This is a genomic window from Neolewinella persica DSM 23188 (genome assembly GCF_000373105.1).
Lineage (GTDB): Bacteria > Bacteroidota > Bacteroidia > Chitinophagales > Saprospiraceae > Neolewinella > Neolewinella persica.
Window position 1 is genome coordinate 146,565 of sequence record NZ_KB890458.1, and the last position, 26,696, is coordinate 173,260.

Below are 26,696 nucleotides of genomic sequence, written 5' to 3' on the forward strand. Positions count from 1 at the left end.
AAGAATAAAAGACCTTTTAGTCTTATATTTGCACTTTACTTAAAAATTAACCCGGAAATATGTTCTCCAACGGCTGCGAATACGGTATCAGAGCTTTGACTATCATCGGTCGGGCAAGCAAGGAAGACCGTAAGGTTGGCATCAAGGAAATTTGCCGGTTGGCCAAAACTCCAGAATCTTTCACGGCAAAAATTATGCAGAACCTGGTCCGCAGAGGAATCCTGGATTCGCAGAAAGGCCCTGCCGGAGGGTTCTACATCTCAAAAGACCTGGACAGTATTACCCTTTACGACATCGTGGAGGCGATCGATGGTACGGGGGTCTTTGTCAGCTGCGGGTTGGGCTTAGCGCATTGCGATGCCTCACGGCCCTGTCCGTTGCACGATAAGTTTGCTTCGGTCCGGCAAGAGCTTAAGGCAATGTGTAAAAGCAATACCCTGAACGATCTGCTTTCGGGCTTACATGATCAAGTTTATAAACGTTAAATCAAAAGAATAAAGTTATGTCTACACCAGGAAACGAACAGCTATTTAGTAATGAAGAGCCGACAAAACGGCGGGTCAAAATCAAGCCTGTCGTCACTACAGATGAGGCTAAAGTGATCAGTATTTCTGGAGGCCCGGGAGATGCCCTCGACCGGCATAAGGTAAATGAGAATGCGCTGCTGCTGGTACGGGAAGGGAGGGTGCAGTATTCAGAAGGAGGAGATCCCATCGAGCTGGGTGAAGGAGAAGGCCACGGTATCCCGGCGGAGGTTTTCCACCAGGTGACTTGCGTCACTGACGCAGAGGTATTTGTCGTTATCCCAATTCGCGGAAAGATCAAATTTGAACGTTAAGACCATGCAGGACATCACCAATAAAGCAGACATCAAAGTCTTTGTAGATGGCTTTTACGGTAAAGTGAGGATGGATCCCACGATCGGACCTGTCTTCGCCGCCGCCATCAAACCAGATCAATGGCCTGCTCACCTGGAGCGGATGTACGGGTTCTGGAACACGATCCTCTTTGCCCAAATCGATTATCGGGGAAACCCCTTTGCAAAACATGCCACCTTGCCCCTGGAGCACCGGCATTTCGAACGTTGGCTGGCGCTATTGGCAGAAACGCTTGACGAAAACTTCGCCGGTACAAAAGTCGACGAGGTGAAATGGCGCGCAGCGCAGATGGCCATGACTTTTGAGGCGAAACTCGAACACATCCGGAAACGGGGCCCGCAAACTAACCTAATTTAGTAGTGCATTGTCGGTAGTCTAGTAGTTCATAGTTCCGCAAATCGTCTGCAGGAACTATGAACTACCGACTAATAAACTATGAACGAATAAACATGACCCTAAATCAAGTAACCTTCCCTTCACTAGACCTGAGCCTTGCCGTCCCGTTTTACCAACAACTGGGCTTAGAACTCATCGTAGAGGCAATGCCGCATTATGCCAGGTTTGCGTGCCCAGACGGAGGCTCGACCTTTTCTGTGCATAAGGTTGGTGCCTTACCCGTAGGAGAAGGCACATTTATCTATTTTGAATGTGCAGACCTTGACGAAAGGTGTGCGGCCCTGGTCAAAGCGGGCATTACTTTTGATGAACCCCCGTCTGACAGAGATTGGCTGTGGCGGGAGGCCCGTTTGCGCGATCCGGATGGGAACCGGCTGATCTTGTTTTGGGGCGGAGAGAATCGGTTGAACCCGCCCTGGAGGGTTGGGAAGCGCGAGGCTTAGACCTTAGATATGGAGCGAGCGCTCCTGATCCCATTCGTACATCGGCAGTATAATTAAGGATCCACAATTTGGACCTGACCATCCGTCCGCAGCTTGCCGGCCCTGATGGAAGTATAACGGGCCAGCATATTTTCAACCCTGTCGGCGTACTTCGCCTGATCAATAAGGTCGCCTTCCGGCTTCTCTTCCACATTATCTCTAAGGTTGTAGAGGGAGACCGGTTTGATCTCAACGCCTTCCCTATCAGACTGCATGATGAGTTTCCAGTCTCCATCCCGAAAGATGACTTTCCGGTCGGTACCTCCCTGAATCATCAGGTAATCACGGGAAGGAGCATTCGGTTCGCCGAGCAGCGTACCCAGGAAGTTATAGGAATCCATACCCTGGTGCGCGGCCAGGGACTGATTGGTGATGGCGGCCAGCGTGGCCATAATGTCGGTCCCGGAAACAAGATCAGGCGCAAAAATAGCTGCGGGTATATGACCTGGCCACGAGGCGATGAACGGAACCCGATGTCCGCCTTCAAAGCTTTGGTTTTTCCCGCCGCGGTAAATGGCCGGAGAGTTGTGCCCGGCTTTTATACTTTCTCCCCTCAGCAAGCCGCCGTTGTCGGAGGTAAAAATGAACAGTGTCTCGTTGGCAATACCTTTCTCCGCAAGCGCTTTGAGGATGAGGCCTACCTGGAGGTCAAGTTCTTTGACCATGTCAAGATGATAGCTCGGTGTGGTTCCCCGTACGGCCTCTCCGTCCAGCACCATCGGTGGGGTATGAGGTAAGTGCACTGCCTGGCTACAGTAATACATAAACAGGGGGCGGTCATTAGCCGCCGTTTTGATGTAATTGACAGCTTTGTTTACCAGCAGTGGGCCCATGTCGAACGCATTCCAGTTGGAGTCCCCCAGGCCTTCCTCCTTGTCCAGTTTAAAGCCGAAGCGATCGACAGATTGCTGCGCTACTTCCGTGATTTTGGAGGCAGGATACAATGGCATCCAGACATCGTTTTCGTAGACAGCGTACGGGACATTCTGGATGCCGGCAGGAAATACCAGGCTATAGTCAAAGCCTTGTTCCAATGGCCCTGCTCCAACTATGCGTGAAACGTCAACGTTCAACTGAGCCTTCGAACGATCCGACTGGCGGTAGATTTCCTTAGTTTCTTTGCGGTAATAATCACCACCCATGTGCCACTTACCCAGGAAGGCCGTCTGGTAGCCTGCCTGCCGCATCAGCTTGCCGAGCGTCATGTCAGTATCCTTGATGGGGCTTTCCTGGTAGGCTCCCCAAACGCCCCAGGGCGCGTAGCTGTGGTAGGTGTTATTTCCTGTCATGATCGCGTAACGGGAGGGTGCGCAAAGGGCATTGGGCGAATGAGCGTCCGAAAAAGAAGTACCGGACGCCATTAGCCGGTCCAGGTTGGGTGTTTCAACGACGACCTTTTCACCCAGTAAGCGGCGGTAGCCGGAAAGGTCGCCCGGGCCGATGTCGTCGGCCAAAATAACTACTACGTTTGGCAGCCCGGATTGGGCTGACTGGACTGCGGGTAGCAATAGAAAAAACGGGAGTAGGAAAAGGAGCAGAATTCTCATCGAGATAGTTTTTGGGGCTTATCCAGACCCGCAGGGTCGTCCGGCTTAGCGAGGGGATTTATCCCCTCGTTTTCGTTACGTCCCGGGCGGAACGCCTTCTGGGGCAACTGTATAACGACAATATCGCGCATGAAGCCCCTCCTCCCAAATCCCAAGGCGCCCAGAAATACCTAAAAGGGATGAATAAACCAGCAGTGTTCCTAATTTAACGGATAGTACAAGCCAGCGGGCTGGTGGCAGGACATATTTGCTTCCTCAACGTAACACCCATTCAATTCAGTGATTAATGCCAACGGTAACCTCCCTTGCTTCAAGACTTTTCCTCGGCACCTGCGTCCGCGCCCCCAAAAAGGCAGCAAAGGGGAAAGGGGCGAAAAGAGGATGCTACAGTCTTCTTCTCCTGCCCTTCCTCCTTCTTTCTTTTACGCCCTTATCCGCACAAAATGACCTGCTGGGCGATCGCCAGAAAATTAGGATCAATAACAACTGGCGCTTCCACCCGGGAGACGTAAAGGGTGACCCCACGGCTGTAAATTTTGACGATAGTAGCTGGGAACAAGTCTCTGTTCCTCATGCTCCCGAACTGGTAAGCCTGGAGATGGACAGCACCCTCAACACCCGCCCGCAACTCGAATACCTGCGCGACATCAGCTGGTATCGAAAGCAAGTGGACGTGCAGAATACACCAGGCCGCCGTTTCGTGATCGAATTTGAAGGTGTCCACCAGGTTACGGACCTGTACGTCAACGGGAAGCACGTAGGACAGTACGCCGTAGGTGGGTACACACCTTTCCATTTTGACGTCACGGATTACGTAACGCCGGGCCGCAAAAACCTCATCGTTGTCAAGGCTGACAACTCCGCCAATGAGCACACGCCACCGGATCCGCATAAAACTGATTACATCAAGTACGGAGGTATTTACCGCGACGTTTACCTCGTGGTTACCAACCCGCTACACGTCACGTACAACTACGAAGCCTTTGATGCTGGCGTACACCTCACGACCCCGAGTGTTCGGAACCACGATGCGACGATCAGTGTAAAAACGACTGTCCGTAACGAAAATGGCTACGGCACCCTGGCCCGGATCGTGACCCGCATCATCGATGCCGACGGATTGGTGCTGCACGCTATGGAACAGCGTGCACAGGTAGGGGCCGGGGAAGGGCATACCTTCCGCCAATCCGCCGCCATTACCGAAAACCTACACCTCTGGAGCCCCGACAACCCCTACCTCTACCGGGTACATTCCACGATTTATGAGGGAGATACACCGGTAGATTTTGCCCAGAATGACCTTGGTGTTCGTTGGTTTGAGCTGGTCGAAGGAAATAAGTTTATGCTCAACGGCAAACCGCTCTGGCTCGTGGGTGTCAACCGGCACCAGAACTACCCGATCATCGGGGATGCCACGCCGGATGCCCTCGGCCTGGCCGAAGCGCAGCAGTATAAAGATGCGGGGATGAACTGCATTCGCCTGAGTCATTACACGCAGGATGAGAGCTTCATCGCCGCCTGCGACCGTCTGGGAATTCTGGTTTACGAGGAGGCCCCGACCTGGATCGATTGGGGTGACCAACAGTGGTGGGATAACCTGGAAGAGGCCCTGCGCACTACCATCCGGGCCCACCGAAATCATCCGAGCATCTTCATCTGGGGGGCGGGGATCAATCATCGGGGCGACATCCCGATGATGCACTTCGCCGCGAAGGAAGAGGACCCCTGGCGACTCACCGCATCGGCCAGTAGTAATGGTTGGACGGGGCGGCCCAACGCTGGCGTTTCCGACGTTTACGCCACGATGGATTACCGCAACGCCATCCTCCCCGACGGTGACTGGACGCTGAGCATGGAGCACCGGAACAGCCACGATGCGGAGGGCAACCAGCTGGTGATTAATCGTTACCTGAAGACCTCCAGAACTTTTGGTGCGCTGGCATGGGTTGGGGCGGATTACAACCAGATCATCATCGAAGGGACGCGGAAAAGTTATCGGTCGCATTCGGGCCTGTTGGACTTTTTCCGGCGGCCACGGCCCGTCTATCATTGGTACCGGGCGGAGTATGGTGCCGCGCCGATGGTCCACATCGCTGATGAGCGGGGCAGCTATGATGGCATCGTTCGGGTGTTCTCGAACGCCGAAGAGGTGGAGCTCTTTCACGACGGTGAATTGATCGGAAAAGCGCGGCCAACCCGGGGCGTGGACAAGAATATGTTGGCACATCCGACCTTTTATTTCCGGCATGATTTTCGGGCGGGGACGCTGGATGCAAAGGGGTGGAGTAATGGCAAAGTGGTGGCCACGCACAGCATTACTAAGGGCGGCAAAGCCGCCAAACTGGAAGTCAGCTTCAGCGAAGCACCAACTCCTTTCGAAGCGGGTGGGGGAGACGTCCGCATCGTTCACGCCCGGGTCCTCGACGCCGCAGGTAACCCCGTCGTTGACGCCGACAACAAGGTCACCTTTACCGTCACCGGCGCAGGAACCCTGGTTGACAACCCCGATAAAGCCATTCATCCCGTACTGCCGGAATTCGGCTGGGCGGCAATGTACGTTCGTAGCGGCGCTACACCGGGAGAGATCATGGTTACGGCTTCCGCACCCGGCCTTGCCGCCGGCCGTGCTAAAATCCAGACGATGCCCTACGAAGCAAATGCGCTAATTGCCATTAAACCCTATCGGGAAGTACCCGAGGTTCGCCTTGATTTGGGGAAAAAGGGTACCCTCAACGAGATCGGCTGGAAGCCCTGGAGCGATGCCGGCCTGTTATACACCTTATCAGATTTCAACGGCGCTAACATCACGATCTCCGGTAAGGACCTGGAGTGGTCAGACTACGCCACGCTCTTCGGCAACCTGAGCTACGTCGGAGCCGACGGCCTGTTCACCGAAGACCAGCAAATCACCCTGACCTTCACCGGCCTTCCGGCCGGCAATTATGAACTCAAGACCTACCACCACCCGCGTACCGGAGACGGGCCGCTGCTGAAACAGGTGAAGTATACCGTCGAAGACGCCACCGGAAGCCGGACCCAAAAAGGCCGCCAGGCCCCAATGGGCTACTGGGATAAAGCACGGATTCTGGAGCAGGAACCCTTGCATGGAGACATCGGATTCACTGTCGGCACGGATGGAAAGGCTACGGTAACGGTAATGCCGGTTGAAGACAAGAAAGGCGCTTTTTGGCTGAATGGGTTGGTGCTGCGGGGACTATGAGGGATTTGAAATTTGTTCACCCCTTCTCAATAGTCGCCTCTCCCCCGACCCCTCTCCACCGGAGAGGGGTGACCCAAGCATTGATGTTGTACTGAAAATTGGATAAAAACATTAACGCTAAACTTCAAAAGAGTCTTATAGATTCAAGCCACTTGAGTCGAGAAAGCAAGGCGGTAGCCGCAGCGTGAATCAATTCCCCTCTCCGGGGGAGAGGGGCTAGGGGAGAGGCGACTTAGGCCAGAGAAAATATCCCAATCCTAATCCCCCTGCCTCTCAACTCCCCCCTGCACCCGCGGCCGCGCCCAAATCAAAATTATTACCAAAATGAAAAACCAACAATGTATGTTCCGACTGTTGCTTGTGACGTTGTTTCTGAGCCTGGGCATCGCCGCAGCAACCGCCCAATCCCCCCCAAACTTCGTCTTCATCCTCACCGATGACCAGTCCTACGGCTACCTCGGTTGTACGGGTAACGAAGTACTGAAAACGCCAAACATTGACCAGCTGGCGGCAGACGGCATCCTGTTCGAGAACGCCCACGTAACCAGCGCCATCTGCACACCTAGCCGCATCAGTATTTTACTGAGCCAGTATGAGCGCCGACACAATGTCAATTTTAATTCAGGAACGAGCGTGGCCCCAGAAGCCTGGGCCCGGTCGTACCCCGTAGTTATGCGCAAGGCTGGCTACTACACCGGGTGGGTGGGGAAGAACCATGCGCCAATCGGCGAAGGCGGTTACGGAAGCGGACTAATGGAAGAAAGCTTCGATTATTGGTACGCTGGCCATGGCCACCTGGGCTTTTACCCAAAAGATCGTCACGAAATTTTCAAGGGGGCGGAGGAAGATACCCAACCGGAAATCATACGTGAAGGCGTCGACGATTTCCTGATGACGAATGAACGCAAACTAGAAGGCGCCCTGCACTTTCTTAATGCGCGTCCGAAGGACCAGCCTTTCCTACTCTCCATCAACCTGAACCTCCCCCACGGCGCCGGCACCAACTCCATGCAAATACGGGAAACCGACGATGAGATATACAAAACCCTGTACCGGAACCAGACGATTCCCTTACCCGAGAATTACGTCGCCAAAGCAGACATAGGAGACCCTAAACTTCCAGCAGATCTGCTACGCACCGAAGACCGGCAGGCAGGTTACAACTTCGTCGATACCCCGGAGGCTACCCGTGAGCAACTGACCCGGGAATACCAGGCAATGGCCGGTATTGACCGCCTGGTGGGGAACCTCCGAATAGCCCTGGAAGAAGCAGGCCTGGCAAAGAATACCGTCCTGATTTTTTCTTCTGACCACGGCCTCTTTCACGGCGAACAGGGGCTGGGTGGAAAAGCACTTTGCTACGAAGAAACTACTCATGTGCCACTCATCGTTTTTGACCCCGGCTTACCCGGAAGAAAGCGGGGTAAAAGAAGCTCGGCCCTGGTGCAATCCATCGATATAGCGCCCACAATGCTTGCCATGGCAAGTGTCCCTGTTCCAGAGAGTTTTCAGGGTAAGGACCTGGTGAAGTTAATAAATGGTGGGAAGAAGAAAGTCAGAGACTACCTGTTTACCGAAAACCTATGGTCCACAAAATTTGGAAATCCCCGCTGTGAGGCGGTGCAGGACATGGAATGGAAATACATTCGCTACTACCACAACAATACCTTCCCGGCAAGTAAGCTAATAGCAATAGCAAAAGAGCTTGGTATTAACGTTAATACGATGCTCTACCCGGTGCACGATCATGAAATTGCCATTTACCGCGACTACATCGAAGGGCCGCTGCGTGGAGAAGCACCGGTATATGAAGAACTCTATCACCTTGCCAAAGACCCTGAAGAACGATTCAATCTTATTACTGAACGGGCGCATGCCGGTATTCTACAGACCTTGCGGGCTGCCTGGAAACAGGAGATCACCCGGGCGAGGGGAGAAGGCAGGCCACTGATTTTACGTTATACGGCAGATAATGGGGCGAAGGCGGGATAACCAGATTATTTACCTAAATGCCGCTGGTAAAACTGCCAGTTCCACCTGGCTATCTTTCGACCCAATTCAAGACCTTCTACGTTATCAGCCTGAATGTGGTAGCCACCCAACACACGTGAGAATCCAGCCATTTCAGCCGTCTCGGTAAAGGTGGGAAAATGTATGACGACGCTGTCTCCCAGGTTGTCCGGTTCCGTTAGCGCGCCCGGTACCAGTTTGACGCTGGAGCCAAAAACATCGCTGCCAGTCCACAATTTCAGCGCTTCACCACAAGCACCGCTGATGGTACTGTGGCCGGAGACGTAGCTGGGGAACGGGGGGCAAAGGAAAGTCTCCGGAGAATATGGCCGCCACTCCTTCCCCTTCATCTTTCGGTTGCCAACTTCAGGACCGCCCCAGGCTTCGATGATTTGTTCGTCGTAGTACTCGTGCACAAGCGCATAAGGGCGGGCAAAATCGTAAAACATCTTGGCGTCCCAACTGGCGATGAAGGCATCAAGTGCTGTTACCTGGTTATAGAAGTACATCTTCACGTCCTGGTCGAGGGTGTGGTCGTCACGAAGCGAGACTTCCTGCGCAAATTTCAGCCAGTGGCCAGCTTGTTGGACGGACTGCGGGCCGTCACGCATAAATTCCACTAATGCGCGTTGCTCATCCGTTAAGGTACTCTGCAACTCCATGACCTGCCTGACTTCCTCTTTCAGTTGCTGCGATCCGATGCCGGGAGGCGGTCCGGGCCGGAACTGGTCTCCGGATTGTAACCCGATGGGTTTCACCTTACCCCAAAAGGGCGTTAGGCAACCGGGCGCAAAACGACCTCCGGCGCCATCCGCAAAGTATTTGGGTTGCCAGCGGATGGGGTCGGTCATTTCGTCGGCGGTATTGACCGGCTGGTAGCCGGTGTAGTCAGCGTAGGCCTCTCCTTCCGAACCGTCTTCTTCGCCGTACTGATTGGCGCCGTCTCCATGGCGCGCTTCAATAACAGCTTTTGCCGCCAGGTTTCCGATACCAGTCGGGGTCGCAGGGTCAAGCGATTGATCTGACGGATCATGCCCCAGTTCCCGCATCAGGTTTTCAAATAACGCCTGGTCGGTAAAATAGTACTCGTTCAGCGTTCGTAACGCCGCGTAGCTGATGGCCTTTTCCTTATTGGCGAGCGTGTGCTCCGCAGCGGGCCTGCGGTCATGACCATTGAGGTATACCGGAATAGCCGACGCATTGTAGTGTGACCAGGCATCGAAAACAGCTACTGACACCAGCGCAAGGTACCGGGAGGTAACGGTTGGCCGGGGCTTGAACCTTTCAGTATCGTTAGCCTGGGCCGTGAGTGCCATCTTCCCCCACTGATAGGCCACATTGTCGGCTCCATGGGGCTCCGCTGACTTCGTAATAGAATTGTTTTCTGCGGCGGTTGGCCGGGCGCAAAAGGAGAAAAGCAAGGGCAGTAAAAGGAGAATGCCTCGTACTGATATTTTTCGGAGGGTTAGCATGATTAGTGAGTTAGTATTAATGCTGTGTAAGCATAGAACAGTCTGAGAGGGTGCCTGAATGGGCTTTCGTGGCAGCGTTAGCCCTACGTGCTGAATGTAGGCACATTCTAAGGCCTGGAATACCTGGAACAGTCAAATTAAAAGGAAGCTGATGGTGAAATCCAGCCTGCTCTTTGGGGTTGCCAATGTGGGAATTAATTTAGTTTCATCAAAATAGAAGTAGATATTTGTTGGGCATTGCGGGGTCTTGCTACCGCACCACCACCTTCCTATCCACCACGCCTTCAACAACGGTAACCCGTATAAGGTAAATACCTGCCGGCAAACTACTCATAGCGATGGAAGCCTGATCGCGGAGACCTGTTTTTGTCATCAGTACTCGTCCCTGCAGGTCCCTAACCGTGATGGTGGCACTACCCAGCCCGGCGGCAAGCTGAACGTTCAGACGATCCGTTACCGGGTTAGGGTAAACCTGCACCTGCTCCTCCGACAGTCTGGGCTGCTCCGTGCCAACAACGTTTGAACCACGAATAACCTCTCGGCTGAAGGCAAAGGTCTGCAGGGCCACGGAACTGACGTGGCCGCCGGCGTCCGGGAAGGTCACTACCACCTCGTTATTCTCCCGGAGCAGCGCATAGGGAACAGGTATTTCCAACACGCCAAAAAACCGGTCCCGGTTGTTTTGGTCGTAGCCCCGATAATCTGATGGTACCGTCACTGAAGTCCCATTGATGCGTAGAGTAGGGCGACGATTTTGTGGCCGGTCCCGGCCAATACCAAGTCGTAGGGTGGCCTCACCGTAAGTACTGCCAGTCTCCAGACCTTCTACCTGGAAGGTAATCGGTTGGTTGGCAGAAATCGGACGCAGCATATCGGTAGCGTAGACCTTCATTTCTTCATTGCTTTGGTCGAGGAGTAAATCTTCGGCGAAGTTGTATTCAATGACGGCCGTGGCCTCCTGCCCAAGGGTGAAGGAAGACAAGGTAGTCGGGGTGGTTTCTTCGAGTACCGGTACCCGATCCGGGCGCCGGTAAAGGTGTTTGATCTTGATGTCCGTTATCGCAGCATTCTGTGGGTTCAGTACATTCAGGTCAATCTCCTGATCAGAGAACTCCAGGCTGTTCAGGATAACGTAGGCTTTTTTGCCATTCACGTAAGCGTCTATTTGAAGGTCAGGGTCAGGAGACCAGGTATCGATCCTTTTTCCCCGAACATCTTTCCACAGCTCGAAAAATTGCAACAACTCGGTATATACCCACCGGCTACCAGTTTCTCCGGCCAGTTCGCTTTGTTGGCGCATGAGGCGGTAAGGATATTTATTGCCGCTGGGATGCGTCCACCACGTTGCTTTATTGAGCACAAAAGGGACAGTTTTCAACATCACGTCCGGCCTTTCCATCATCTGCATCATCATAGTACTGAAAGACCGCAGGTTGTGCCAGTCCCGTTCCTTGGTATAAGGTGTACCGTTAATGCCCGGGCTCCAGTAACCGTACTCGGAGATGTTCCAGGGTTTGATGGCTCCGGAGGTCATCACGCTGTACTGCTCAATCATATCGAGCACGGCCTCGATATTGGAGCCGCTGCGCCGTACCACCTGTTCCGGGTTGGAGGGTACGCCGTAGTCGTATAAATGGACGCTGTAAAAATCCATGTTCTCACCGGCTTCATCGATGAACATCTTCCAGTTGTCCTGCCACTGATCGAAACCGTTGCGCTCTAACTCCGGAAAAGCAGCGGTATAGCCACCAACCAATACTTCTGGAACAATCTGTTCAAACTGCTCGGCAACGTCGTTGTGCCAGCGGGCAATTTCCAGGGGCGTGGTGCCCCAGTCTCCCGCTTGATAAAACGGTTCGTTCACCACTTCCACCATGGTCGGCCTTAGCTGTCCGCTATCTCCTCCTTCACCATAGAATTCTTTGACGGCGGTAGCCATGTACTCACCAAGTGCAGATCCGTTGGCGTAGGTCCAGCCGGCGGCGGGACCACAACAGGGATTTGGATTGGTTGGCCCGGAGGTGGGGAAGATGGACATTTGCCCACCGATCATCATCGACCGGGTACGGTCTTCCAGGGCTCGAGCCGCGCTTGAGTTAGCGTAACGATTTCTGTCCGCAAGGCCTTTTGCCGCCAAATTGGAAAGCAAGGGGAAACCTGGCCTGGCCGGGTCCTCAAAAGATTGGTTGTATTGCCAGACCAAAGAGCCGTTGTCCCTGCCGAGGTACACGTCGTAATCATTCAGGAAGGAGGCGCGTTGTTCATCACTGTCCCAATCGTTGCTGTATAAGTTCTCGTGCATCACGATGAATCGTTCCCGGGCAAAGCTGTCGGCTCCGTTTACGGAGTGCCGCAGGTCTAGATTAATATCGATTTTTACTGCATTTTGGGCGACCATTTGGGCGCTGCCGCAGGTGCAAAGGAGTAGTACAAAGAGCAGGGATGAGAAACGCATGGACTTAGTTTTTGCCGGCTTATTAATAGCTCACAAGGTTGTCAATGCAGCCTTCGCAAAATGGGACAAATGGTTTTCTCTCTAAGATTTTAGGTTAATTAGGTGATGGTGTGAAAACCATCAACCTCCCTCCACCCGCCCGGAGGTGAAATTCCTGCCTTTCCTCGCCCTTCCAGGTAGCACTCTCAACCATGAGGACATTCTTTTTGTGCCCGTCCCGATAGTCCGCCATCAAAGCCGGGGCAGAAGTGATGAAGTCAGCCGGATTGATTTCCAGATCAACGCCTTGCGAACCGGCTACTTAGTACAGTGTAACGTAAGTTTTCGCTGCTTTTTACTTGTCGCGTAGCGACCGCACCTGAGTTGCCTGGGACAAGGAGGAACGACGCAGTCCCAGGTAACGAAGGGGACCGTTAAGGTTTGACGACGCTGCGCGTCGTAAGCTTAGTCCCTAGCCCGTTACCCCGGACTTCGTCCAGGGTACCTATGGTGTATTCGCTACGAGAAATTCAGGCCGGGTAAATTGCTAAAAACTTAGTTTACACTGTACTAGGTCTAAGGCACGATTATTCCTCCTTAGCTTTTGCCTTAACCCCCTTAGCCCGGTGCCGCTCTTTTCGGGCGCCTTCGAACCGCCGAATCAACTGGTAATCACCGGTTCTGTACTGGTGCGTTAAGCCCCATTCCATGATCTTCAACGGATCGTCCGTATCGTCGTTCTCGCGCACCAAACCAATGGCGTGTGGTGCACCGGGGATGTAGCTCTTTATCTCGAAGTTAATACCGTCCGGTGCCCATTGGATGGTGTTTTTTTCCGGACCGTCGGTGGTGACCAAAGCCGCAATTCCACTGTCGTGGTGCCACACACAAATCTCGTGTCCGCTGTTGCTGATGGGGTTGTACTTAGACTTAACGTAGGGGCCGAGTGGGTTGTCGGCAATCGCCACGCCGTGGCGAATCTGCCGGCCGCCGAAAGTGATTTCTTCCCCCATTTGTTCGCCTTTATAGTAGAGGTAGAATTTGCCCTTAAAGGCCATCAGGCAAGGGTCGTGTACCTTATGGCTGTCGAAATCTCCCTTCTTTTCCACCGCAAAGCGGTCTTGTGCAGTCCCCTTCCAAACGCCGTTATCTGCTGGGCTGAGGATCGGCTCGTCGAGCTTCGTCCATGGGCCATTCGGACTCTCCGACCAGGCCATGCCAACCTGGTTCTTGACCCGAACTTCGTACGGGCCGCCAACTGTTTGGTAGGTCAGGTAATACTTGCCGTCGTGTGGTAAACACTCGACGGTGAAGACCGAGCGGTCGTCAAAAGCCCCCTTTTCTCCCCGCGCTACCGCCAGGCCCTCTTCTTTCCAGGTCCAGCCATCTTTGCTGGTTGCGTACCAGATGTCACAACGGTCCCAGGGGAACACTTTGTCTTTTTCAATGTCGCCACCAAAACCCTGGCTGGGGCCGGTACTGCGGCTGTACCAGGTGTAGTAAGTATCGCCGACTTTGATAACGGCAGAAGGGTCTCGCCGTACTACTCCTTCTTCATAAGCGAAGTCCCCCTTGAGGTCAAATGTCTGATACTCAATGAACCATTTATTACTGCGACTGCCTTCAGGCCAGGCCAAGGCTCTTTTGGAGGCGGCACTTAGGTGTTCAGGGTCCGTAATGCCAAGGTAATCGAGGGTTTCCTCATCAATATTGGAGTAGTCCGGCTTCATTTCTGTGGCATTGTCGTTTTGCGCTCCGGTAGTACCAGAGTCGGTTGGGGTGCAACTCAGCGCGATGAGGCATAGGGCACCCAGAGTAAGAAATCGGTTAAGCATATGTTTTTCAATTGTAGCTGCTAAGCTGATTAGAGTTTGTTGTTATTGATTCCCGTGTTTATAACCGTAGTACGCTTGGTTTTTTCAGGCGGGGCCGCCGGTGCGGGGGAGGTTTTTTAAGGAGCAGGGTTTAACTTCGGACCATCTTAAAGAATAGTCATGACGCTGGACAGCCACCAACACTTCTGGAATTACGAACTACCCAAACACGATTGGATTGACAACGAAATGGCCGCCATTCGCCGCAATTTCAGTCCCGACGATTTAAGCCCGGTACTTCAGGCCCACGGCGTTGATGGTTGCATCGCCGTCCAGGCCGACCAAACCACCGCCGAAACTGACTTCCTGCTGGACATTGCCGCCAACAACAACTTCGTCAAAGGTGTCGTCGGCTGGATCGACCTGCGGGCAGATGACCTGCCCGCTCAGCTGGGGAAATACGCAGGTCAGCCATTATTGAAAGGCTTTCGGCACGTCGTCCAGGGTGAACCAGATCCTTACTTCCTGCTACAGCCCGATTTTCTGCGGGGCATCGATACCATCGGCAAGCTTGGCTATACCTACGACATCCTGATCTTCCCGCACCAATTGGTCAGTAGCCTGGAACTCGTAAAGCAGTTCCCTGAGGTCAAATTTGTCATTGACCACCTGGCTAAGCCTTACGCTAAAGACAGCTATTTTACCGGCTGGGCGGCGGGAATTTCGGCCATTGCCGCTTTCCCAAACGTCTATTGTAAACTCTCCGGACTGGTCACCGAGGCTGATTACCAGGATTGGACCGCGGAGGCACTTTTACCTTACCTCCGACATGCCCTGGAGGCTTTTGGTCCCGACCGCTGTATGTTTGGTTCCGACTGGCCGGTTTGCCTCGTTGCCGCTGAATACGGCCAGGTCATCGGCCTGGTGAAAGACTTAATGACCGGTTTTTCGGACGAACAACAAGCTGCCGTTTTTGGCGGCAACTGTGCTCGGTTTTATGGGGTTACCCCGCTAACCCATTTCCCATAGCAATCACAATCACCCCCAGCACCATGGCCGCTAGCCCGATGTAAAGGAAGTTCTTCGCCTTGGAGGAAGCTTTTATCCATTCTCCCGTCACCAGACCGGTGACAATGGCGACGGCTACACAGACAGTATTAAAGATGGCATAGCCAACGGTGTTGCCCGCCTTGCCAAGCTGGTAGGCAGCGTAAGCAAAGGTGACGGAGGCCGCGAAGTTCAGAACCGCCATTAATACCGTCATTAACAGGTTCTTGCTAAAGGCTGGCGTTTTGAATTTCCCCCAGAGGTCCTTCTTAGTTAGCTGGTAGAGGAAATACGGCATTACGAACAGCGCACCGGCTACGTAAATGACGAACATCACCACTACTGCCGTGACCCACTCGGGATTGCCCATGGCCTGAGAGGCTTCATGAATTGCTGGGCGACCCGCTGCATTAGCATAGCTGAAGCCAGTGGCCAATAATCCACCTCCGATGGCGATTAGGATACCGGTACTCATCGCTGACGAAGGCTGGGTAGTGGCCAGTTTTTCCTGTTCGTCTTTCTGCCTGGTCATTCCTGCCCGGCCGTTGGCGATGACGCCGATCAGCACGATCACGATCCCGGCCAGGATGGTCAGAAACACGTTGGTGGGCGGTAGTCCGTCTTCGATAAAGGGTAGGAGGGAGCCGACCAGAATGACGGTGCCAATAAAGATGGAAAACCCAAGCGACAAGCCAATGTAATTGATGGCTTTGCCCCACAGCATTACTCCAATTCCCCAGGCGAGGGCCGCGAGACCCATCTTAAGCAGGACTTCCGTCGGCAGCGATCCGAGGATGTCCCCAAAACCATTGACCAGCGCCAGGCCCGCAATAACCGGTACAATGAGCATATTGATGAAAAACATCAATCCCCAGGTATTTTCAAATTCAAAATCCTTGGTGTATTTCTCCGGCAGGGCATAGAGCCCCAGCATGATACCGGCCGCAATGGCCGTAATTATTCCTAATGTCATGATCGTTGAGTGTGTGGTTAGAAGTTTATGTGATAAATGGTCCGACTTTGGTACTGATCTCCGGGATGAAGGACAGCGTCCTTCACTCCTTCCAGATTAGGTCCGTTAGGGTAACGGCTGGCTTCGAAGCAGAAGGCCCGATACCGCCCGTATTGGTCGCCGTTGCTCCGGTACAGGTCATCGGAAGTGAAAAAGCCGGTGTAGAACAGGGCACCGGGCTCTGTGGTAAGTACCCTTAATCTTCTGCCGGATGCAGGATGGGCGAAGTGGGCAACCTCTCTGGGCGCATCGGTGCTACCGTCGAAGCGATAGTAGGTCTCGAATCCGGTGTCTGTCTGATCCAGTCGGTCACCGAGTCGGGTTACCTGCTGCAGATTAGTAAAATGACCTCTTACGGCTGTTTGATCACCTACCGGGACATTGGTCTCGTCGGTTTGTAAGAAAGCAGCGGCATGAACCTGCGCCTCGTGGTTATGTATGGTCTCGATAAAACCAGATAGGTTGAAGTATGTATGGTTCGTCATGGACAGCGGCGTAGCCTGATCAGTCACCCCGTGATAATCCATCACCAACTCGTTCTCATCGGTCAGGGTATAGGTGATACTGACGTCAAGGTTGCCGGGATAACCGCCATCTCCATCCGGACTGTGTAAGCTCAGCTTCACAGATTGTCCTTCCGCTTTCTCTACCTGCCAAACACGCTTGTCGAAAGCACCGATGCCGCCGTGTAGGTGGTTCGAACCGTCGTTGACGTCGACCTGGTAGTCTTTGCCATTGAGGCTGAATTTTCCGTCCTTGATCCGGGAGGCATAACGGCCAACGGTACAACCGAAGTAGGGCGCATTTTTTAGGTAAGCTTCGCTAAAATAGCCGTCGAGGTCGTCAAAGCCCGCGGCTAACTCTGCCCGCCCATCTCCGTCCGGAACACTTATGGAAGTTACGGCCGCACCGTACGGCGTGATCTTCACTTGCATCCCGTTGGCGTTTTCCAAGATAAAAAGATCAATGTCTTGTCCTTTGAAAGTGCCGAAGGCTTGTTTTGATACTGGCATGATCTTGTTTAGTTCTTAATAATTTAGAAATGGAGGACTTTTTGCTGAATAGATTTAAAATGTATCCTATGTGAGGCGGTTAGAGTTTGAGGTGTGCAAAAGGAATCGCTCGTCCGCCGAGGCGCGACGAAGGAGCTGACTCGTCGGCCGAGAGATTCCGGGATATTGACGACCTCTCGGCCGACGAGCCAGGCCCTTCAGGCCGTCTCGGCGGACGAGCGGTCTTCCTGCGAACACTGAAATTCTAATCATCCTATTTCCGTTGTGCAAACTCTGTACATTTCAATTCCTGTTCCACCTCAAACTCCCCCAGCTTCCCCCAGTCAAATTCCACCCCCGTCCCCGGAGTCTCCGGCGCAACGGCTCGGGCATTTTCGACCACAAGGGGCCTTTTCGTGTACTCATCGATCGGGAAACTGTGTACTTCCAACCAGCCGCCGTGCGGCTGACTGGAGATAAGACTCACGTGCAACTCCTGCATCCCGTGAGCGCAGACCGGTATATTATGTTCCTTCGCCAGCGCCGCTGCCGCCAGCCAACCACTAATGCCGCCGCAGTTGGAAGCATCCGGTTGGATGAAGGAAAGCTCCGCCTGCTCGAAAGCATAGCCGAATTCGTAGATCGTATGCAGGTTCTCACCCATCGCCAGCGGGATGTTGGTCGCTCGGGCAATCTTTCCGAAGCCCCGGTAATCGTCCGGTAGGGTAGGCTCCTCAAACCAGTAAATATCGTAGGGCTCGAAGGCCTTTGACATGGTAATTGCCTGCTCGACGGTCTGGCTGTAGTTTGCGTCAACCATGAAGGTGATGTCCGGACCGATCAACTCCCGGACGGCTTTCACCCGGGCCACATCTTCCGCCAGTTCCGGCCGGCCAACTTTGATCTTTACCGCAGTGTAACCCCGGGCCAGGTAACTCCGGATATTGTTCAGCAGTTTCTCCAGCGGAAACATCAGATCGATGCCGCCACAGTAGGCTTTGCAAGTACGGTCGGCACCGCCCGCCACTTCAACCAGCGGTTTACCGGCACGCTTGCAGCGGATGTCCCACAGCGCAATATCGATTGCGCTAATGGCAAAAGAAGCGATACCCCCACGACCAACGTAGTGGATGTGCCACTCCATAAAGTCGTAGAGCCTGGCAATGTCTGTTCCATCCTGACCAATTAGGGCCGGCGTGAAATCATATTTTACCATCGCCCTGATGGCCTGTCCGCCCTTGCCGCCGGTGTAGGTATACCCCGTTCCTTCACTGCCGTCCTCGAGCGTAACGGTCACCGTTACCAACTCGAAGTGGAAGTGGTCCCCGTGTTTGGCATCCGAAAGAACTTCCGCCAACGGGACCTTGAACAGCCGGGTTTGGATCGATTTAATTTTGGTCATTATTCTTTATCTAACTCGTCGGCCGAGGCGGGCGTTAGCCCTGACTCGTCCGCCGAAGGAGTTATTTGATTCTTCCATTCCCCCGATAAGGCCGGGGTTAAACTTGACGCATCGCTTATTGGAGTCTTCCATGTGGCCGCTTTCGCTCGGCGGACGAGTCAGGGCTGCGTCCGCCTCGGCCGACGAGCGAAAGCTCTTCAGTACTTCAGGTAAGTAGTTTTCTTCTCCATGTATTGGTCCAATCCATAGCGCCCATCTTCGCCACCAGTGCCACTCAGCTTAAGCCCATTGTGGAAACCCTGGTGCAATTCTCCGTGGCCCCGGTTGATGTAGATCTCACCGAATTCCAACACCTGGTGCAGGCGCATGATCTTGCTCAGGTCCTTGGTGAAGACCATCGCCGCCAGACCAAATTCACAGTCGTTTGCGTAAGCTATCGCCTGATCAAACCCTTCAAATTTGATGACTGGAAGGACCGGGCCGAACAGCTCTTTGTGGACAATGTCCATCTCCTGCGTAACGTCTTCGATGATGGTGGCTTCGAAGAAGTGGCCTTTGGCAAAAGCGTCGCCTTTAGGCCGGGCTCCTCCCCGGGTGATCCGTCCACCTTGCTCGACGGTTTTGGCCACCAGGTTTTCCAGGTTCGTGACGCTGCGTGCCTCGGTCAGCGGGCCGAGGTCAGTGTCTTCCTCGATGGGGTCACCGAGCTTTAGCTTGTCCACTTCTGCCAGAAATTTGGCCATGAACGCATCGTAAACGGACGCTTCCACGTACATGCGCTCGTTGCAGGTACAGACTTGACCAAAGTTGTCGAAACGGCTGTGCAGCGCACCAGCCACGGCTTGGTCGAGGTCGGCGTCGGCAAAAACGATGCAGGGAGCTTTCCCCCCGAGCTCCAGCTGTACGTGGGTCAGGTTATTGGCGGCCGACCGGGCAATGGCCTGTCCGGTCGGGGTGCTGCCCGTCATGGTGACCATCTTGGTGAGGGGGCTTTCCACGAGGGTTTTGCCTACTTCCACATCACCGGTGACCATATTGAGGATACCGTCGGGTACACCAGCTTTTTTGGCGAGATCGCAGAGTGCAAGCGTGGAGAGGGGAGAAGCAGGGGTCGGTTTAACGACCACGGCGTTCCCCGTTACCAGCGCCGGACCGATCTTCCGCCCCGCTAAAGCCAGTGGGAAATTCCAGGCCGTGATCGCGACCACCACACCGCGTGGCACCCGATGAATGAGCAGTTGCTCGTCCGGGTTGTCACTGGGGATGATGTCGCCCTCCAGGTGCCGGGCGTGGGATGCGGCATATTCTATAAAAGAACAGGTAACCTCCACTTCGAAGCGGGCTACTTTCAATAGTTTGCCCTGTTCCCGGGTAATCAACTGCGCCAGTTCCTCGGCGTTAGCACGAATTTCGGCGCAGAAGGCGTGCAGCACCTTCGCTCGCTGGATGGCGGGGAGTTTACCCCAGGCCTTCTGTGCGGCGGTCGCCGTCTCCAGCATCGCTTGCACGTCGACTGCGCCGGCGATGGGGACGGTGCCAACCACCGAACCATCCGTCGGGCTGTAAATGGTATCCGTTTCGCCGGTTAGGGATTCTATCCAGGTGCCGTTGCGGTACAATTTAAAATCGTAGGTCTTTTGCATAGTATTTATGGGCTTATGCCTGACAATCTAACAGCACTTTCATGCCGTCCGGGTTGCGGTCAATGTTTTCAAATACGGATTGTACGTCGGTAAGCGGTGCTACGGAAGTGACCAACTGGTCCAAAGGCAATTCCCCGCCTGACACCAGCGCGATCGCCTTTTCGTAGTCTTCCGGCTCGTACACCCGGGCACCAATCAGCTTGAGTTCTTTCCAGAAGAATTTGAACAGGTTCACCGGCCGTGGCTGACCATGAATGGCTACCATGACGATGCGCCCGCGAATGCCGGCTACTTCGGTCATGATGTCAACGGTAGGCTGTACTCCGGCGACTTCAAAAACCACGTCAGCCAGGCCACCATCGGTTTCCCCGGATACGTATTCTACTAAATCGGTGTCGGCAGGACTAACAACTTTGAAGCCAAGGGATCTCGCCAACTCGATCCGAACTGGGTTCATCTCAGAAATGATCACCTCTCCTCCGGCCTCACGCGCCACCAGCGCAACTAGCATACCGATCGGACCGCCGCCTAAGACCACTACACTTTCCCCTGGAATGAGACCCGACAAGCGGACGTCGTGACAGGCAACGGCCAGTGGTTCGATCAGTGCAGCTAAGCGCATGTCCGTATCGGAAGGCAGTTTGTGTAGGGTAAATGCGGGTACATTCCAGTACTGCTGCATGGCCCCCGGGCTGTCTATTCCGATAAACTTTAGTCCGGCCGCAATGTGACTGAAGCCTTTGTCGGAGGGCTTCTCCGCCCGGTCGTCCAGCGGGCGTACAACGACGCGATCGCCTACAACATATCCACTAACTCCTGTGCCGATGGCATCGATGGTGCCAGACATTTCGTGGCCAATCGTCAGCGGCATCTTTACCCGCTGATCCATCATGCCGTGGTAGATATGGACGTCGGTTCCGCAGACGCCGCAATACGCGACTTTGATGCGGACTTCCCCTTCTCCAGGTTCTTCCCTGGGGACATCAACAACGGCGAACTTTTTGTTGCCGGTGTATTGGGTTGCTTTTATGGTCATTATTTTATGTTTTTAAATTGGTTCTTGTTTGGCCGACCGCGAGGGCGCTCCTACATAATTGGGCATCTCAGGCGGTCGAGGCGGAGCCTCGACGATGTTAACCCACGATCATTTTAAGGGCCACTCTTGCGGTCGCCCGAATATTCTCGTACGCCCCCCTCGCGGTCACCCGAATGCTTCCACTCAGAGAATTGCTGCTTATTGACAAAGGGCAACGATATTTTTACGCTAGGCAGCTCCTTGGCACTGACGGTAATTTCATTACCTGTCTCTCCAAGGCGCAGGATGGCCAGTGCCTTTCCTGAACTGGTCTTCACTTTGCCTCCCTGGAAGGCGTAGGTGTTAGTCGCCGCACCGTTGTCCACGCCAAGTAGTTCTGCGCCGGTTACAGTAAACGTTAGTTCCCGATCTGTATGCCTGACCGGATTGCCGTCCTCATCCAGTAATTCCACGATGAGGTGCTCAATATTCCCTTCCTGGCTGCCTTCAGTGGAGAGGTGGATGGACGCCGGAGGACCACTGGTTTGCAGGCTGTTTTCGACGGTCTGCTGGCTGGCGTAGCCTTTCACCGTCAGGGCTCCTGCGGCAAAGGGCACCGCCCATTTATAGATATGGTCCGGGTTGTCTGCCAGCCGTTGCCGGCCCAGGCTTTTACCGTCGAGGAAAAGCTCCGCCTCGGGGCAGTTGCTGAGGGCTTCGACGATGATGGTTTCGCCGTCAGTATAATTCCAATGGGAATTCACGTCGTGCCAACTCCAGAGGGCATGTTCCCATCCTCCTGGTTTGCGCTCGGCCACCTTGCCGTTGGGAGTAGTCTTAAAGATCGATTCCTCCTCCCGCTGGCTGGTCAGGTGAATCATCGGTTCTTCTGTCCACAACGATTTGAGCATATAGTAGCTTGGCTTGGGGAAGCCCGCCAGGTCGAGCAGGCCCGAAGTGGTCTGTTTTTTTGGCCACTGACCGTTGCTTTCACCCAGGTAGTCGAGGCCGGTCCACAGAAAGGTGCCCGAAACCCAGGGGCGATCCATGACGGCTTTCCATTCGTGGTACTGTCCCAGGTTCTCAGTACCCATTACCGGCAAGTCCGGGTAGTTTTCCTTAGCGTAATCATACATCACCCGGCGGTAGCTGAAGCCGATGATGTCGAGGGCATCCGCGTAGCCGGATTCGTAACTGGCCGAAGGGAGGATGCAGTTAGCGATGACGGGGCGGGTGCTGTCTATTTCCCGCGTCCAATCCGCCAGCTTCTGAGCAGTCTCCCCAATTTGGTAATCGGTACGGGGGATGGATTCCTGGAGCTCCCGGATTTTTTCGGTGGAGTAGGGGGGAGGGTTCCAGAAGTAATTGCCGTTGGCGTCGGCGCCGAAGAAGCCGGTGGTTTCCTTTTGCCGGGGGTACGTCCACTCAATCTCGTTACCGATGCTCCACTGTATGATTGAGGGGTGGTTGCGGTGAGCCAGGATGGTATTCTGTAAATCTTCTTTAGCCCATTTCTGGAAGTGCTCGTGGTGACCACGGGTGATGTAATCCGTGGAAGTAGACTCCCCCATGTTTTTACGCTTGTCTTTGGGGTAGTCCCACTCGTCGTAGAACTCGTCCTGGACCAGAAACCCCATTTCGTCGCACAAGCTCAGGAATTCTTCGGAGGCCGGGTTGTGTGAACTACGGATGGCGTTGCAGCCGCCGTCTTTAAGCGTTTGCAGGCGACGTCGCCAGACGGCTTTAGGAACAGCCGCGCCCACCAGCCCACCGTCGTGGTGGAGGCAAACGCCTTTAATCTTGCGGTTAACCCCGTTGAGGAAGAACCCCGTAGCTGCGTCGAAACGGAAGCTGCGGATACCAAAGCTGGTCCGGTATTCTCTACCTGGTTTACCGTCTACGTCAATGCGGGATACGGCCGTGTACAATTGCGGGTCGTCAATATCCCAAAGCGCAGGTCCGGATACCGTCATGTTCTGCACCTTGTCTTGCTCCTGCCCGGCGTCCAGTTGAATGGACGTAGTTTGCGTGGCAACCGTTTTTCCATTCGGAGCGACAAGGTCCGTGACCAACGTTGCATCCTGCGGCCCCGCCCCTTTATTCATCACTGAAACTTCCACCCGGACGTCTGCCGAAGCAGCAGATACATCAGGCGTAGTGATCGAAGTACCCCAAACGGGGATGTGTACCGCCGGCTCGCTGAAAAGCTTTACCTCCCGGTAAATGCCCGAGCCCGAATACCAACGGCTGTCGGCGTAACGGCTGTGGTCCACCTCCACCAGCAGTTCATTTTCTTCACCTGCAGGCTTCATTACTTCGGATATGTTGTAGTAAAACGGCGCGTAACCGAAGGGATGGGAGCCGAGTTGGGTTCCGTTCAGGGTTACGGTGGCGTTGTTATATACCCCGTCGAAATAGAGGTAAGCAACGGGGTCAGCCGAAGACGCAAAGGATTTACGGTAGTTGCCGATACCGCCCAACAGGTAGCCAGTGGCGCCCTCGCCCTTGATCGAGTCAAATGGGAAGGACACGCTCCAGTCGTGGGGAATATGAACCGGCTCCCAATCTTCGCCCTTCAGCGCAAATTCCCAACCGGTATTAAAGTCTGTTGCATCGCTGTTGCCACCTTCCTGATTACAGGAAAACATGGACAGGAATAATACGAAAACGAGGTAAAATCTAGCGCTCAAGTCAATGTGTTCTGGTGGTGGTTAAAGACGGTGGTGTTTACACCCTGGTTAGCTTTACCGGTGGCGTTCTTTCTCCGTTCCACTGGCAAACGTACATGCTCTCGTCTTCGTCGATACACACGTCGTGGCCGTGGTAGAAGGTCTTCGCTTTATCCTGGTTGACGGGTTGCAGCACACCGTCCTGATAGACCGGGACTTCACCACCCGGGCAGGAAATCACCCGGTCGTTTTTATCCATGACCATGGTGAATCCGGTCTGGACCAACCAAGGTTTAGGCGCGTCAACCTTGCCAAAGTCGTGGCTCCAGCAGACACCGGCGTAGACGTTGTTTCCATGGATGACGGCCCGGCAGACCTGCAGATTAGCCAGCTCTACGGTCTTAATCCATTTGCCGTCCAGCGTGAAATATTTAAAAGATTTACTGGAACGGCTGGTGACGATCAGGCGCGGGTTGGCCGCGTCCCGATGATCGAAGGCAATGCCGTGGGCACTGTAGAGGTCGTAGTTTTTATCGGCGTTGTTGCGCCCGCCGAATTTTCGAATGAATTTTCCGTTCTGGTCGTATTGAAGAACGTAATCTGATCCGTAACCGTCGGCCACGTAAATGTCTCCGTTTGGAGCAACTGCGGTCTCGGTGGGCTGGAACTTCATATCGGGGGTATACGCCCCCACGGTCATCGGGTGGCTGATGGTGAAAATCATTTTGCCGTCGATGGTGGTTTTGGCGACGTAGCCGTTTTGCCGGATCATCGTTGCGCCGTCGCTCTTGCTTCGCATCCAACCGCTTTCGCTGATGTAGAGCATGTCTTCCCCGCCTTCATCCACGAGGGTAAGGCCATGGCCACCGGGCCAGTAGGTGCCCCAGCTATCCAGAATTTTGCCGGACTTGTCGAAGACCAGCACGTTGTTTCGGGGGTCGTCCCCGATCATGATCAAGCGGCCTTTACTGTCTTGTACCATCTCATGACAGTTGTCGATGAAGGTGCTGAACGGATTTACGTTGGTCCATTCTTTGTCCACTTTGTAGCGAAAATCGCCGTGGCCGATAATTTCCTGATCCGTTGGCGATGCTTTGCCGGTAATGGCAAAGAGAGGCATACTCGCCACAGAGGCCGTGGCGAGTACTCCAGTACGTAAAAAGTCTCTTCTTCCAGGCATAGACATATGTTATTGATAGGATGCTCAAGGTAACGGCATCAGGAGGGGATGTGCTGAAATCTATCGACTTTATGTTGCCACGTATGATTTAATGGAGAGGTGAATTCATTTTTTTGGGCGGGGCCGCAGGTGCCGGAGAGGGGGTATTAAAGCAGAAGGGGGGGCTATTGAAGCAGGACACCTATTTGTACGCTTTTACCCGGCCAATCTAGACCTCCACCAATCATTATGGATGAAGCTCCAGTTCTCTCTACCTGCGAGGCGGCTGTTGCTCTCCACAACACACACACATCTACCACAAACCACTAAAGCTCTACCACTATCTTCCAAAATCTAATTTCGTGCGCCGGTTATCAAAGGATAGGCCGTTTATTGAGGAGGCGGAATTTGTTTTCGCCACCTAACTATTTCTCGAATGAATTACATAGTCTGTCAGGAACCCGGAGATTTTCAACTTCGGCAAAAAGTACAACCTGCCGCTGCTGCCGGCGAAGCCTTGCTCAAAATTCACCGGGTAGGCATATGCGGAACCGATCTGCACGCTTATGCCGGTAACCAGGCCTTCTTTAGCTACCCCCGCATTCTGGGCCATGAACTATCGGCCGAGATCCTGGAAATCGGGGCAAATGACCAGGGACTTGCGGTGGGCGACAAGGTGATCATCATGCCTTACCTCAGCTGTGGAAAGTGTATCGCCTGTCGGAACGGCAAAACGAATTGCTGTACCAATATCAGTGTCCTTGGGGTACACACCGATGGGGGTATGCAGGAGGTGATTACCTTGCCCGTAGCTGTGTTGATGCCGGCGGGTAAACTTTCGCACGATGAGATTGCCATTGTGGAACCGCTGGCCATTGGCGCACACGCGCTGCGCCGTGCCAACTTACAGGCGGGGGAAACCATCGTCATTGTCGGTTGTGGCCCTATCGGCATCGGGATGATGGCCCTGGCGAAGATCGTGGGATGTACCATCGTTGCTATGGACACCAACGACCAGCGGCTGGCGTTCGTCCGTGACGAGATCGGCGTTGACTACGCCGTCAACGTGTCAAAAGATCCGTTGGACCAGGTTATGAAGATAACGGACGGCGACCTCGCTACCGCCGTTTTTGACGCTACGGGTAGTAGGCGTGCGCTGGAAAGCGGCGTCGATTACATGAGCCACGGTGGTCGGTACGTATTGGTAGGACTGAGCAAAGGGGAACTGACCTTTACCCACCCCAAAATCCACGCTAAGGAAACAACGTTGATGTGTAGCCGCAACGCCACCTTCGATGATTTTAACTGGGTAAAGGAGACACTGGAAGGTGGCGGTTTTCCGACCGATAAATTTATAACGCACTCCGTCCCTTACGCTGAAATGATCGGCGACTTCGACGGCTGGCTTAAACCAGAGACGGGGGTAATCAAGGCAGTAGTAAGGTGGTAATGCGCACCTGGAGGCTCTCCGCCCAATACCGTAAAAGAACATTCCAACCATACA

At 54.0% G+C, this 26,696-nt stretch carries 19 protein-coding genes; 8 read left to right on the top strand and 11 right to left on the bottom strand.

Going from position 1 to position 26,696, the window contains the following annotated elements:
- The first annotated feature begins 59 nt into the window (after positions 1–59).
- The 4 genes from B036_RS0122495 to B036_RS0122510 all read left to right on the top strand — a co-directional run bounded on the left by B036_RS0122495 (position 60) and on the right by B036_RS0122510 (position 1,717).
- Positions 60–485: an RrF2 family transcriptional regulator gene (locus tag B036_RS0122495; RefSeq protein ID WP_020571002.1), complete on the top strand. Its 426-nt coding sequence runs from the start codon at positions 60–62 to the stop codon at positions 483–485.
- 17 nt (positions 486–502) lie between these two features.
- Positions 503–838 carry a cupin domain-containing protein gene (locus B036_RS0122500; protein WP_020571003.1) on the top strand — a complete coding sequence of 112 codons (336 nt, stop codon included), beginning with the start codon at positions 503–505 and terminating at the stop codon, positions 836–838.
- Positions 839–842: 4 nt separating this feature from the next.
- A complete protein-coding gene (locus tag B036_RS0122505) occupies positions 843–1,235 on the top strand; it encodes a group III truncated hemoglobin (protein ID WP_044103531.1) in 393 nt (130 codons plus the stop codon).
- Positions 1,236–1,327: 92 nt separating this feature from the next.
- Complete coding sequence (locus tag B036_RS0122510) at positions 1,328–1,717, top strand: VOC family protein (protein ID WP_020571005.1); 390 nt, start codon at positions 1,328–1,330, stop codon at positions 1,715–1,717.
- A 53-nt stretch (positions 1,718–1,770) separates the two neighbouring features.
- Here B036_RS0122510 and B036_RS0122515 read toward each other — a convergent pair whose 3' ends face one another.
- Positions 1,771–3,303, bottom strand: a complete 1,533-nt coding sequence (locus B036_RS0122515; protein ID WP_020571006.1) for a sulfatase family protein — start codon at positions 3,301–3,303, stop codon at positions 1,771–1,773.
- A 286-nt stretch (positions 3,304–3,589) separates the two neighbouring features.
- Between B036_RS0122515 and B036_RS0122520 the strand changes: the two genes are divergently transcribed.
- Positions 3,590–6,523, top strand: coding sequence for a glycoside hydrolase family 2 protein (locus B036_RS0122520; RefSeq protein ID WP_020571008.1), 2,934 nt, complete (start codon positions 3,590–3,592; stop codon positions 6,521–6,523).
- A 342-nt stretch (positions 6,524–6,865) separates the two neighbouring features.
- Complete coding sequence (locus B036_RS0122525) at positions 6,866–8,515, top strand: sulfatase-like hydrolase/transferase (protein WP_020571009.1); 1,650 nt, start codon at positions 6,866–6,868, stop codon at positions 8,513–8,515.
- 5 nt (positions 8,516–8,520) lie between these two features.
- Here the strand turns inward: B036_RS0122525 and B036_RS0122530 are convergent, their stop codons facing one another.
- The 3 genes from B036_RS0122530 to B036_RS0122540 form a co-directional block, all read right to left on the bottom strand.
- A complete protein-coding gene (locus B036_RS0122530) occupies positions 8,521–10,005 on the bottom strand; it encodes a vanadium-dependent haloperoxidase (protein WP_071596800.1) in 1,485 nt (494 codons plus the stop codon).
- Between the two features lie 250 nt (positions 10,006–10,255).
- Entirely contained in the window at positions 10,256–12,460 is a 2,205-nt protein-coding gene (locus tag B036_RS30605; protein ID WP_083926291.1) for a T9SS type A sorting domain-containing protein, read from the bottom strand.
- A gap of 566 nt (positions 12,461–13,026) precedes the next feature.
- Positions 13,027–14,274: a glycoside hydrolase family 117 protein gene (locus B036_RS0122540; protein ID WP_020571013.1), complete on the bottom strand. Its 1,248-nt coding sequence runs from the start codon at positions 14,272–14,274 to the stop codon at positions 13,027–13,029.
- 159 nt (positions 14,275–14,433) lie between these two features.
- Between B036_RS0122540 and B036_RS0122545 the strand changes: the two genes are divergently transcribed.
- Entirely contained in the window at positions 14,434–15,282 is an 849-nt protein-coding gene (locus B036_RS0122545) for an amidohydrolase family protein (RefSeq protein WP_020571014.1), read from the top strand.
- On the opposite strand, the gene B036_RS0122550 is transcribed toward B036_RS0122545, so the two are convergent.
- The 7 genes from B036_RS0122550 to B036_RS0122580 form a co-directional block, all read right to left on the bottom strand.
- The gene (locus B036_RS0122550) at positions 15,257–16,273 is read right to left on the bottom strand and encodes an L-rhamnose/proton symporter RhaT (protein WP_020571015.1); all 1,017 of its coding nucleotides are present in this window, start codon (positions 16,271–16,273) and stop codon (positions 15,257–15,259) included. The genes B036_RS0122545 and B036_RS0122550 overlap by 26 nt on opposite strands.
- 17 nt (positions 16,274–16,290) lie before the next feature.
- Positions 16,291–17,325: an aldose epimerase family protein gene (locus B036_RS0122555; RefSeq protein ID WP_020571016.1), complete on the bottom strand. Its 1,035-nt coding sequence runs from the start codon at positions 17,323–17,325 to the stop codon at positions 16,291–16,293.
- Between the two features lie 253 nt (positions 17,326–17,578).
- On the bottom strand, positions 17,579–18,709 hold the full coding sequence (locus tag B036_RS0122560) for a mandelate racemase/muconate lactonizing enzyme family protein (protein ID WP_044103538.1): 1,131 nt from the start codon (positions 18,707–18,709) through the stop codon (positions 17,579–17,581).
- A gap of 194 nt (positions 18,710–18,903) precedes the next feature.
- Positions 18,904–20,349 (bottom strand): aldehyde dehydrogenase, encoded by a 1,446-nt coding sequence (locus B036_RS0122565; RefSeq protein ID WP_020571018.1) that lies wholly within the window; start codon positions 20,347–20,349, stop codon positions 18,904–18,906.
- Positions 20,350–20,362: 13 nt separating this feature from the next.
- A complete protein-coding gene (locus B036_RS0122570; protein ID WP_026232254.1) occupies positions 20,363–21,379 on the bottom strand; it encodes a (R,R)-butanediol dehydrogenase in 1,017 nt (338 codons plus the stop codon).
- A 119-nt stretch (positions 21,380–21,498) separates the two neighbouring features.
- Positions 21,499–24,054, bottom strand: a complete 2,556-nt coding sequence (locus tag B036_RS0122575) for a glycoside hydrolase family 2 TIM barrel-domain containing protein (RefSeq protein WP_211217428.1) — start codon at positions 24,052–24,054, stop codon at positions 21,499–21,501.
- A gap of 37 nt (positions 24,055–24,091) precedes the next feature.
- A complete protein-coding gene (locus B036_RS0122580; RefSeq protein ID WP_026232255.1) occupies positions 24,092–25,213 on the bottom strand; it encodes an NHL repeat-containing protein in 1,122 nt (373 codons plus the stop codon).
- A gap of 415 nt (positions 25,214–25,628) precedes the next feature.
- Between B036_RS0122580 and B036_RS0122585 the strand changes: the two genes are divergently transcribed.
- Complete coding sequence (locus tag B036_RS0122585) at positions 25,629–26,642, top strand: zinc-binding alcohol dehydrogenase family protein (protein ID WP_020571022.1); 1,014 nt, start codon at positions 25,629–25,631, stop codon at positions 26,640–26,642.
- The last annotated feature ends 54 nt before the right edge of the window (positions 26,643–26,696 follow it).

Excerpts from the sequence above, each read along its gene's own strand:
- B036_RS0122515 (WP_020571006.1), bottom strand. The coding sequence starts at position 3,303 with ATGAGAATTCTGCTCCTTTTCCTACTCCCGTTTTTTCTATTGCTACCC.
- B036_RS0122540 (WP_020571013.1), bottom strand. The coding sequence starts at position 14,274 with ATGCTTAACCGATTTCTTACTCTGGGTGCCCTATGCCTCATCGCGCTG.
- B036_RS0122530 (WP_071596800.1), bottom strand. The coding sequence starts at position 10,005 with ATGCTAACCCTCCGAAAAATATCAGTACGAGGCATTCTCCTTTTACTG.
- B036_RS0122545 (WP_020571014.1), top strand. The coding sequence starts at position 14,434 with ATGACGCTGGACAGCCACCAACACTTCTGGAATTACGAACTACCCAAA.
- B036_RS0122495 (WP_020571002.1), top strand. The coding sequence starts at position 60 with ATGTTCTCCAACGGCTGCGAATACGGTATCAGAGCTTTGACTATCATC.
- B036_RS0122505 (WP_044103531.1), top strand. The coding sequence starts at position 843 with ATGCAGGACATCACCAATAAAGCAGACATCAAAGTCTTTGTAGATGGC.
- B036_RS0122565 (WP_020571018.1), bottom strand. The coding sequence starts at position 20,349 with ATGCAAAAGACCTACGATTTTAAATTGTACCGCAACGGCACCTGGATA.
- B036_RS0122555 (WP_020571016.1), bottom strand. The coding sequence starts at position 17,325 with ATGCCAGTATCAAAACAAGCCTTCGGCACTTTCAAAGGACAAGACATT.
- B036_RS0122550 (WP_020571015.1), bottom strand. The coding sequence starts at position 16,273 with ATGACATTAGGAATAATTACGGCCATTGCGGCCGGTATCATGCTGGGG.
- B036_RS0122500 (WP_020571003.1), top strand. The coding sequence starts at position 503 with ATGTCTACACCAGGAAACGAACAGCTATTTAGTAATGAAGAGCCGACA.
- B036_RS0122585 (WP_020571022.1), top strand. The coding sequence starts at position 25,629 with ATGAATTACATAGTCTGTCAGGAACCCGGAGATTTTCAACTTCGGCAA.
- B036_RS0122580 (WP_026232255.1), bottom strand. The coding sequence starts at position 25,213 with ATGCCTGGAAGAAGAGACTTTTTACGTACTGGAGTACTCGCCACGGCC.
- B036_RS0122520 (WP_020571008.1), top strand. The coding sequence starts at position 3,590 with ATGCCAACGGTAACCTCCCTTGCTTCAAGACTTTTCCTCGGCACCTGC.
- B036_RS0122510 (WP_020571005.1), top strand. The coding sequence starts at position 1,328 with ATGACCCTAAATCAAGTAACCTTCCCTTCACTAGACCTGAGCCTTGCC.
- B036_RS0122525 (WP_020571009.1), top strand. The coding sequence starts at position 6,866 with ATGTTCCGACTGTTGCTTGTGACGTTGTTTCTGAGCCTGGGCATCGCC.
- B036_RS30605 (WP_083926291.1), bottom strand. The coding sequence starts at position 12,460 with ATGCGTTTCTCATCCCTGCTCTTTGTACTACTCCTTTGCACCTGCGGC.